An 8,944-nucleotide genomic window follows, 5' to 3' on the forward strand; every position below is an offset into this window, starting at 1 on the left:
GCCGGTGAAGCGGACTTACCAAACGAACGTGGGTACCGTGTGCTTCATTTGTGGGGCGTGTACTCAACCTGGTCCAGCGGTCAGAGAGATAGCGGCTGCGATCATCAGCCACCGTCTTGGACCCCAGAATGCCGAGCGCACGGCCTGTCGAGCCGCTTGCGGCTAGGGCGCTCGAGTCGCTTCGTAAGTCGTTTTTTCTTCGCCGATAACAGCGCGCAGTCCCCTAATAGTCGGCGTCGTCATCAACGAGCGCTACTGCGACGAAAGCTTGGTCCATGGCATTCGAAATCGCTCATGCGCCACGTCACGCTCATTACTTAAAATAAAGTTACTAATCATCAAAATAAGACTGCGTTGCGATACAAAATCAATGTACTTTTTGTCGCATTTATGAGCACATGAGAAGCAATTTTTGGTTGTAATCGGGGAAATGGCATGCATTATCAAGCAACTCCATCACTGCGAACGATATCTTGAGCTACTAAAATTTCGTAACGACTCTCGGGGGCGGGTTGTGGCTGGGCCTGACGTAGTAGACCCTAAATTTGTTGCACCAATTGTATCAAACAATACAAAGCCGGTCTACGTCGTGGGCGGACGCGTCATGGTCGCATCGGGGCACGAGGTCGCCTGCCGTGCGACCGAAATTACGTTGAAGTGGGCCAACCTTATCGCCAACGCCGAGGTCGATGTGGGTGAGGCGGTCGTCTGCTTCCTCAACAATATCGGCATCCTGCCGGGTCGCGTGAACCAGATCACCGCGGAGGGCTTCACGCTCGATCTGTACCTGCCCGAGTTCCGGCGTGGCCCGGTCGCAGCCCGCCTCGAATGGCACGCCCGCCGTAGCATGCAAACGGTGGAACTGCGCACCGCGCCGCGTATCGTACCCATACACCGTTCGGTCGAAATCAGGTTTGCTCAGGAAACCGTCCTGCGGGGCGAGATCCTAAATCTGTCACGGACTGGCGCCGCTATTTCCCTGAACTCCACCATCGTGCCGTTCGTCGGCACCCGGATCAAGGTCGGGGTTCACTATGCCACGATCGTACGTCACCTCGAAGGAGGTATCGCCGTCGAATTCTGCGAGCCCTTGGCTGCCATCACCTTCAACGAGCAGATCAGGCTCTGACCGTGCCTTGGCCTCAGAAGCTGGCGACGCGGCATCGCATCAGCGCTGACCAGACACCGAGACCCTGAACGCGAACTTTGACGACGAGCACGCTCTAACCATGACGCAGACGATGATGTGCTCGGGGCAAGCTTCGCAGGCCGAGCGGGATGATATGCTGCTGCGTGTCGCTGTCGAGGCGATGGACGAGGGTTTCATCATCACCGACGCGGACGACCGCGTCCGGATGAGCAGCCGGAATGTCGCGGCAATGATTGGTGTCGCGGGAGACGCGCTCGCGGACGGCACGCCGTTCGCCGACGTGCGGGCGCAGCAGGTGGCGCGGGGCGAGTTCGCACACCTGCCTCCGCGCTTGCGCGACCGCTTGGAGAGCGGCGAGCCCAGAATGCAGATCTACGAGTATGAGCGCGAGCGTCCCAACGGTGTTGTGCTTCAGACCCGCAGTCTGCCGCTGGAGACCGGCGGTCGCGTGCGCGTGTACGCGGACGTGACTGCCCGGCGTGAAGCCCAGCGCGCCCTGCAAGTGAGCGAGCACCGCTACCGGCTGATCGCCGAGAACACCAACGACATCATCATCCTGTATGATACCGATGCCATCCGCCACTACGTTTCGCCCGCAGCATCGAAGATCCTCGGCTACGCGCCTGAGGATCTGGTCGGAACTAGTGGGTTCAATTTTATACACCCCGACGACCTGACACGGCACGCCGGGGTCTTCCAACAACTGCTTGCGGGAGAAGTCCGGCAAGCGCTGCTCACGTGGCGGCACCGACACCGCGACGGTGGTTGGGTGTGGCTAGAGGCGTCCTACAACAGACCCCACTATGACCCCAAAGCGGGCGAGACAGATGGCTACGTCGTGGTGCTGCGCGACGTGACCAGCCGGTGCGAGGCAGGGGAGGCGCTACGCGCGAGTGAGGCCGACCTGCGGGTCAGCCAGGAGCGTCTCGCGTTAGCTCTCGACAGCGGAGAGGACTGCCTGTTCGACTGGGATCTCACGACGGGCGCGCTCTGGGTGACGGAGCGCTGGCGGGACAAACTCGGCCTCGTCGGGGATCTGGCGCAGCCCAGCACGTCCGCCTGGAGCGCTGCAATTCACCCGGACGACCGCGAATACGTCACAGGCGTCACACGCGATCATCTAAAAGGGCTGACGCCCTTGCTCGAATGCGAGTACCGCGTGTGTCGCGTAGACGGCAGTGCCTTCTGGGTGCTCGCCCGCGCCCGTGTAGCCAGCCGCACACCGGATGGGCGAGCCCTGCGGCTGGTAGGCACGCTGATCGACATCTCACAGCGCAAGGAGGCCGAGGCGCGCATCGCCCATATGGCTGAGCACGACGCGCTGACCGACCTGCCCAACCGTCACTTGCTCCGGCGGCACCTCGATGCCGCGCTCAATGCCGCGGTCGATGGGTCGAGCCGCCACGCGCTACTCGTCTGCGACCTCGATCACTTCAAGGTCGTCAACGACAGCTTCGGCCACCTCGCCGGGGATCGACTGTTATGCGCAGCGGCCGAGCGCATCCGCTCTGTCCTGCGCCCACAGGACATCATTGCGCGGCTCGGCGGCGACGAGTTCGCAGTGGTCGTCAACGACCTCGACGAGGACGGAACCCTCAACCGCATCTGCGAGCACGTCATCGCGGCCCTGGACGAGCCGATCCGCCTCGATGACGCGGTCGTCAGTATCGGTGTCAGCATAGGCGCCGCACTGATCGTTGCTGGGGGCGACGGCGCCGAGGAGGTATTTAAGCGTGCCGATACCGCGCTGTACGCGGCTAAGGCTGCGGGCCGCAATACCTACCGTCTGTGCGATGCCGAGTCCCACGCTCGAATGACGACACGCAGCGCGCTGTCGCTGGACATGAAAGAGGCCATCCGGCGCGGAGATTTCTTCCTCGTCTACCAGCCGATCACTGACCTAACGACGGGGATGGCGGTGGGGTTCGAGGCGCTGATGCGCTGGCGCCATCCCGTGCGCGGGCTGATCTCACCCGCCGACTTCATCCCGGTGGCTGAGGAAAACGGGCTGATCGTACCGCTCGGCGCCTGGGCGTTGACCGAGGCGTGCCGCGAGGCGGCGGGTTGGCCGAAGGCGGTACGGGTGACGGTGAACGTCTCGACGGTGCAGTTCCGGGGTGGTCTGGAGCAAGCCGTAGTCGCCGCGCTCGGAAATGCGGGCCTTTCGGCGGACCGGCTGGTTCTGGAGGTGACGGAAAGCGCGCTGATGGACGACCCGGAAGAGGCGATACTCACCCTGCACCGGCTGCGGACGCTGGGGACCCTGATCGCGCTGGACGATTTCGGCACCGGGTACTCGTCCTTGAGCTATCTGCGCAGCTTCCCGTTCGACAAGATCAAGATCGACCGCGCGTTCATCAAAGATATCGCCGACCCGGACGCGGCGGCGATCGTGCGGGCAGTGGTCGGCATCGGCGAGCGGTTGGGCATGGGCATCATTGCCGAGGGGGTCGAGACCGCCGAGCAACTCGCCCTCGTTCACCGAGAAGGCTGCACAGAGGTGCAGGGATATCTGTTCAGTAGGCCGTTGCCCGTCGAGGAGGCGCGGGCTTACATGCTTCTATCACAGTCGCGGAACGCGGCATGAGTGATCTAACCAAGACGCCACGTGCGCCACTGGCGCCGAACCATGACCGGCCACTCAAGTCATCCATCCGCTTTCGGGTCCCATAAGGCCGATCATGAATGACAGCATCGGGTCGGAAGCAGCCGCGACCACCGGCCTGAGAAAGGCGCACCCATATCGAATTGATAGCGCTGGTTCTCGTCCCCATACCCAAACCGAACCACCCGGATGGGCTGCAACGGGGGTTTTCCGCCGTTCCGTTTTTGTACGGCAATGCAGAAAAACGGACGATACCGCCGTGCCTGCACCCGACCCGTCCTGAGCCTCTGTAAGGTCTGCATGTCGGGCGTTCACACCGTCCGCACGTCCGGGTCGGAATGAATGGCGCGACTCAGTTCGGCTTCCTCTCCGCATCAGCGCGTGCAGCAAGCGCGCGTCCTACTTCAAACAACGCGAACCTCAAGCCGGGCAGCGCAGACTTGGCGCCATCGTCTTCAATGAGCGCGTGGGCCAAGATCAGGTAGTCCGCTATCTGATCCAAGTGATCCGTCGCAATCGTAGTAGGATGCGTCGGCGGAGGCACGAAACGCTCGACGTTGCCATAAGCTTGTAGTTCATCGATTGCGCCGTTAGCAATTTCCGTGAGCGACCCCAAATACCCGATAAAAGTATAGTCCGGTGGTCCGATCGATGGAACTCCGCCGGCACCAACCCAACGATAATTCCCATAAGCATCTACTAATCGATATCTGATGCTGAATTCGGATATTCTAGACAACGCCTTTTCGAACGTTCGCTCTACAATCAATCTGTCGTCTGGATGAACACAGTTTATCCAGCCACGTCCTAGCGATTCTTCGACGGGCTGTCCGGTCAGACCGGACCAATCTGAGCTCGTGTGAATGGTCTGCCCGTAGGCGTCAGTCACAAAAATCATAGGGCCACGCGTTTTGAACCAGTCACAGGCAAATATACCTCGCTTAAGCTTAGCCCTAAAGCGCATGTCAATCGCAAGCTGAATTTCGTGGGTCGATAGGAGGCCGTCCGCAACTTCGGATCGGCATTCGGCTTTCGGGGGGCGACGACGGCGTCGGATCGCCCTTAAAGCCACGCTCTCTCAGGCGCGTTCACGGTTAGGCCGCGGCGTCTCTCCGGGTGCGGGACCAGTGCAGAACGGATGAGTTCTGGCGCAGATAGTCGAGGTCCGGCAAAGGGGTCCGGCGGACATCGGCCCGGGCATCCGTGCTGCGTCCCGTCCGAACCCCTTCGCCGAAGGACCAACGCCAGAATGCGAACGATCGTCTACGCCGACGGAGGCTGCGACCCGAACCCCGGGCCGGGCGGCTGGGGGGTCGTCGTCGCGGCCCCGGACGGCACGGTCGAGCTGTGCGGTGGGGATCCCGGCACCACGACCAACAACCGCATGGAGCTGACGGCCGCGATCAAGGGTCTCGAACACTTCCCGGCCGGTGCTGCCATCGAGATGCGGTGCGATAGCCAGTACGTCGTCAAATCGATCACCGAATGGATGCGGGGATGGAAGGCGAAGGGTTGGCGCACGACGACCGGCGAGGTGAAGAACGTCGACCTTATGAAGCGCCTCGACGAACTGAACGCCGCTCGCGACGTGAAGTGGACCTGGGTCCGGGGCCATGCCGGCGACCGTTTGAACGAGCGCGCCGACGCTCTCGTCCACCGGGGGCGCCGCGAGGCGAAGCTCGGCAAGGCAGAATCGCGGACGAGCGGCGCGCCCATGACGTCCCCCACCGCCGCGCCTGCTCCGCCGAGCAAGGGTGCCGAGCTCCGCGTCGATCTCGCGCTCGGCCTCCGGATCACCCGGGCCGCCAAGGCCGCAGGCGTCACGCCCGATGCACTGGTCAACGAGGCGATCCGCTTCTACCTCGACATCGGTCCGAACGAGGTCGCACGCCTGCGATCGAGCCGGGCGTAGCGGGAAAGACCAAAGGCGGCGATGCCCGATCATTCGCGCATGGGAGAGCGGCGCTGACCGACGAACTATCCGTATCGGAGGCTCGCCGCATTGCACTGACCTCGCAGGGCCTCGCCATGCGGTCGCGACCGCCCGCGGTGGCCGTCTCGCGGATGCGCCGCGAGATCGGACGCCTGGGACTACTCCAGATCGACAGTGTTAACGTTCTGGTCCGTGCCCACTACATGCCGCTGTTTTCGCGCCTGGGGCCGTACGATCGCGGCACTCTCGACGCTCTGGCGATCGCCAGCTCGAACTGCCTCTTCGAGTACTGGGGCCACGAGGCGTCCCTTCTGCCGACCGAGGTTCACCCCCTCCTGCGTTGGCGCATGGATCGCGCCCGCGAGGAACGGGACGTCTGGAGCCGTATCGAACCGTTCGCGCGCGAGCGACGGCCGGAGGCGGAGGCCCTGCTTTCCCGCATCGAACGGGAGGGACCGCTGGCGGCGTCCGACGTCTCAGGTCCGAAGGCCTTCAAGGGCATGTGGAACTGGAGCGACGCCAAGCACGCGCTTGAATGGCTCTTCTGGGCGGGCCTGGTCGCGTCGACTCATCGACGGGGCAGCTTCGAACGCGTCTACGACCTGCCGGAGCGCGTGCTGCCCCGCTCCGTCCTCGCCCGGCCGATCCCGGACCCGGTGAACGCCCGGCGCGAGCTCGTTGCGCGATCGGCGAAGGCGCTCGGCGTGGCGACTGCGAACGACCTTCGCGACTACTTCCGCCTCTCGCCGGCCGATGCCCGCCTACCCATCGAGCAGCTCGTCGAGGGGGGCGTCCTCGTTCCGGTGACCGTCCGTGGGTGGCGGCACCAAGCCTATCTCCACAAGGATGCGCGGGTCGGGCGCGGCCCCGGGGGTACTGCCCTTCTCTCGCCGTTCGATCCGCTCGTCTGGCATCGCCCCCGTGCCGAGAGGCTGTTCGGGTTCCGGTACCGGCTCGAGATCTACACGCCGGCGCACAAGCGCGAACACGGCTACTATGTGCTGCCGTTCCTCATGGACGGCGCGCTCGTCGCCCGGGTCGACCTGAAGGCGGACCGCAAGACCGGCGTGCTGATCGTGCTGCAGGCGCATCTCGAACCGGCGGCGCCGGCGGACACGATGGAGCGGTTGCTCGCGGAGCTGCGCTCGATGGCGACTTGGCTCGACCTGTCCGAGGTCGTCGTCTGACCGGATTCGGATCCGGCGGGCGTCTGCTCGTCGAGAGACCGAACGGACGGCGGTACGGCGTTCGGTAGGTCGCCATTCCTTCCGTGCATCCGAGGTCGGAAGCCATGTCTCGGTCGGATAGGCGACATGCCGATGGTTGACCGGGGTGGAAAGGAACATCCTTCGGTCGGGTCGGATTTGGACTCACTCAACCACGATTGGCGCGATGACCGCGAAGGTCTCGTGCTGTCATCTTAGGACATGGGTCGCTCTACCGCCGAGTATCTGCTGCGCGAGGGCGTCCACGTCGTCCTGACCGACAAGGAAGGCCCCGAGCTGCAAGCTACCGCCGCGGAGCTGTCGGCGCTGGGTCAAGTCCGCGCCGTAGAGGCCGACCTCAGCGGGGCGAAACGGATTGAGGTGCTGGCTGCCTCCGCCAACATGGCCTTCGACGACAAGCCCACCATCCTCGTCTGCGCCGCGGGCATCACCGGGGCGTCGGGCGACTTCCTTGAACTCACGGACGAGGATTGGATCGAGGTGATCCAGACCGACCTCATGGCCGGCGTGCGCGCGACAAGGGCCTTCATCCCCCACATGCGCAAAGCGGGCTGGGGCCGGGTCGTGCTGTTATCCTTGGAGGATGCGGTGCAGCCCTACATCGAAGAGCTTCCCTATGCAGCCGCCAAGGCCGGGGTCCTGAACTTTGCGAAGGGACTGTCGAAGGCCTACGGCCCGGACGGCGTGCTCGTGAACGCGGTCGGCCCGGCCTTCATTGCCACGCCGATGACCGACGCCCAGTGGAGAAGAAGTCGAAAGAGAAAGGCATCTCCTTCGACAAGGCGGTTCAACAAACGTTGGACGAGGAGCGTCCCGGCGTCGTTGCTAAGCGCCGCGGCCGGGCCGAGGAGGTCGCTGCTGTGGTCACGTTCCTGTGCTCGGAACATGCCAGCTTCGTCACCGGTGAGTTCCTTAGGATCGACGGCGGCTCAGTTATGACCATGGGGGCCTAAGGCTTTGTTGCGGACCAGCAGCCGTTCGGTGCTGATGCACGCACCGAACGGCTGCTTTATGGATTTCTGCTTCCTCACAGCAATGACTGGGTTGGGTCGCCTCCAGAATAGCCGCTTAGGGTGGCTTTCTGCCGGTCCGCTTTTGAGATGTGCGATCAAAGAAGCGGACATGCGTCTGGCAATTGGTGATTGGCATACCCGCGCCAATCCCAACCATTAGGCAGCCCCTCTGAAGCTAACATCGTCTCACAGCTTCAAAGGCTAGATCATGCCAAAGACGGACGTTCGACGATGTCGGCGGTGTCTTAACGAGGAGCCGATGACGGGAGAGCCGATGTATTGATGCGTCCGAGGAAGTCACGTGTGAGCCGGGCAACCTCTTCCGTTGCCTCGTCCAGCGCGAAGTGCCCGGCATCGAGGATATGCAGTTCCGCCCTCGGAACGTCGCGAAGGTAGGCCTCAGCGCCAGGCACGATGAAGGACGGATCGTGGCGACCCCACATCACAAGCATCGGTAGCGCATGGCCGCGCATCCAGCCCTGCCAGGTGGGGTAGGACGCGACGTTGGTGCGGTAATCGTAGAGAAGGGCTGCTTGGATCTCCCGTTCACCCGGTCGCGCGAGATTAGCGTACTCGTCAGCCCAGGTGTCCGGGTTGTAGCGTTCGGGGTTGGGGCTGGCGCCGTTTGGCTCCTTCGAGCGAGGTGAAGGCGTCGACCTGCTCGGGGTGGGATGCGGGATCGGCCCAGAACCGTGCGATGCCCTGCCACTTCGGCCCGAGCCCTTCCACGTAGGCGTTGGCGTTCTGGACGATTAGCGCGCTGACCCGTTCGGGGTGAGCCAGCGCCATGCGGAAACCAACCGGGCCACCGTAATCCTGCACGAACAGCGTGTATCGTTCGATGCCAAGATGGGCGACCAAGCCTTCCATGGTCTTAGAGCCCGTCCGATAAGGGTCTGAGGCGGGGTTGAGTGGCCGGGATGGCGATGATTCCAGGGGGGTGCTGAAGCCTGACCTGGACCTGCCATGTGGACCCCGACCACCCGGCGGCAGCATAGCCGCGCGGGCCTACGCTAT

8 protein-coding genes and 1 pseudogene are annotated in these 8,944 nt (G+C 63.4%); 6 read left to right on the forward strand and 3 right to left on the reverse strand.

All coding sequences use genetic code 11. The annotated features are described in order from the left end of the window. The first annotated feature begins 604 nt into the window (after positions 1-604). Both MKK63_RS29480 and MKK63_RS29485 read left to right on the forward strand, forming a co-directional pair. Positions 605-1,129: a PilZ domain-containing protein gene (locus MKK63_RS29480; protein WP_244007819.1), complete on the forward strand. Its 525-nt coding sequence runs from the start codon at positions 605-607 to the stop codon at positions 1,127-1,129. 100 nt (positions 1,130-1,229) lie between these two features. After that, positions 1,230-3,737 (forward strand): EAL domain-containing protein, encoded by a 2,508-nt coding sequence (locus MKK63_RS29485; RefSeq protein WP_244007821.1) that lies wholly within the window; start codon positions 1,230-1,232, stop codon positions 3,735-3,737. A 370-nt stretch (positions 3,738-4,107) separates the two neighbouring features. On the opposite strand, the gene MKK63_RS29490 is transcribed toward MKK63_RS29485, so the two are convergent. Then, positions 4,108-4,653: a PAS domain-containing protein gene (locus MKK63_RS29490; protein WP_244007823.1), complete on the reverse strand. Its 546-nt coding sequence runs from the start codon at positions 4,651-4,653 to the stop codon at positions 4,108-4,110. Between the two features lie 351 nt (positions 4,654-5,004). Between MKK63_RS29490 and rnhA the strand changes: the two genes are divergently transcribed. The 4 genes and pseudogenes from rnhA to MKK63_RS31850 all read left to right on the forward strand — a co-directional run bounded on the left by rnhA (position 5,005) and on the right by MKK63_RS31850 (position 7,867). Further along, complete coding sequence (gene rnhA / locus MKK63_RS29495; protein WP_244007825.1) at positions 5,005-5,667, forward strand: ribonuclease HI; 663 nt, start codon at positions 5,005-5,007, stop codon at positions 5,665-5,667. A 53-nt stretch (positions 5,668-5,720) separates the two neighbouring features. Further along, positions 5,721-6,875 (forward strand): winged helix-turn-helix domain-containing protein, encoded by a 1,155-nt coding sequence (locus MKK63_RS29500; protein WP_409564573.1) that lies wholly within the window; start codon positions 5,721-5,723, stop codon positions 6,873-6,875. Positions 6,876-7,115: 240 nt separating this feature from the next. Further along, positions 7,116-7,604 (forward strand): annotated as a pseudogene (locus MKK63_RS31845) (SDR family NAD(P)-dependent oxidoreductase); the annotation flags it as partial. 50 nt (positions 7,605-7,654) lie between these two features. Continuing rightward, complete coding sequence (locus MKK63_RS31850; RefSeq protein WP_313901804.1) at positions 7,655-7,867, forward strand: SDR family oxidoreductase; 213 nt, start codon at positions 7,655-7,657, stop codon at positions 7,865-7,867. Positions 7,868-8,172: 305 nt separating this feature from the next. On the opposite strand, the gene MKK63_RS32315 is transcribed toward MKK63_RS31850, so the two are convergent. Further along, the gene (locus tag MKK63_RS32315; RefSeq protein WP_409564574.1) at positions 8,173-8,607 is read right to left on the reverse strand and encodes an alpha/beta fold hydrolase; all 435 of its coding nucleotides are present in this window, start codon (positions 8,605-8,607) and stop codon (positions 8,173-8,175) included. Beyond that, the gene (locus tag MKK63_RS32080) at positions 8,504-8,797 is read right to left on the reverse strand and encodes an alpha/beta fold hydrolase (RefSeq protein WP_409564572.1); all 294 of its coding nucleotides are present in this window, start codon (positions 8,795-8,797) and stop codon (positions 8,504-8,506) included. Before MKK63_RS32080 ends, MKK63_RS32315 begins: the two co-directional genes overlap by 104 nt. Positions 8,798-8,944: the final 147 nt, after the last annotated feature.

Origin of the sequence: Methylobacterium sp. J-088, from assembly GCF_022829295.1 — a bacterium.
In the GTDB taxonomy this organism is placed as follows: Bacteria; Pseudomonadota; Alphaproteobacteria; order Rhizobiales; family Beijerinckiaceae; genus Methylobacterium.

Excerpts from the sequence above, each read along its gene's own strand:
- MKK63_RS29490 (WP_244007823.1), bottom strand. The coding sequence starts at position 4,653 with ATGATTTTTGTGACTGACGCCTACGGGCAGACCATTCACACGAGCTCA.
- rnhA (WP_244007825.1), top strand. The coding sequence starts at position 5,005 with ATGCGAACGATCGTCTACGCCGACGGAGGCTGCGACCCGAACCCCGGG.
- MKK63_RS29480 (WP_244007819.1), top strand. The coding sequence starts at position 605 with ATGGTCGCATCGGGGCACGAGGTCGCCTGCCGTGCGACCGAAATTACG.
- MKK63_RS29485 (WP_244007821.1), top strand. The coding sequence starts at position 1,230 with ATGACGCAGACGATGATGTGCTCGGGGCAAGCTTCGCAGGCCGAGCGG.
- MKK63_RS32080 (WP_409564572.1), bottom strand. The coding sequence starts at position 8,797 with ATGGAAGGCTTGGTCGCCCATCTTGGCATCGAACGATACACGCTGTTC.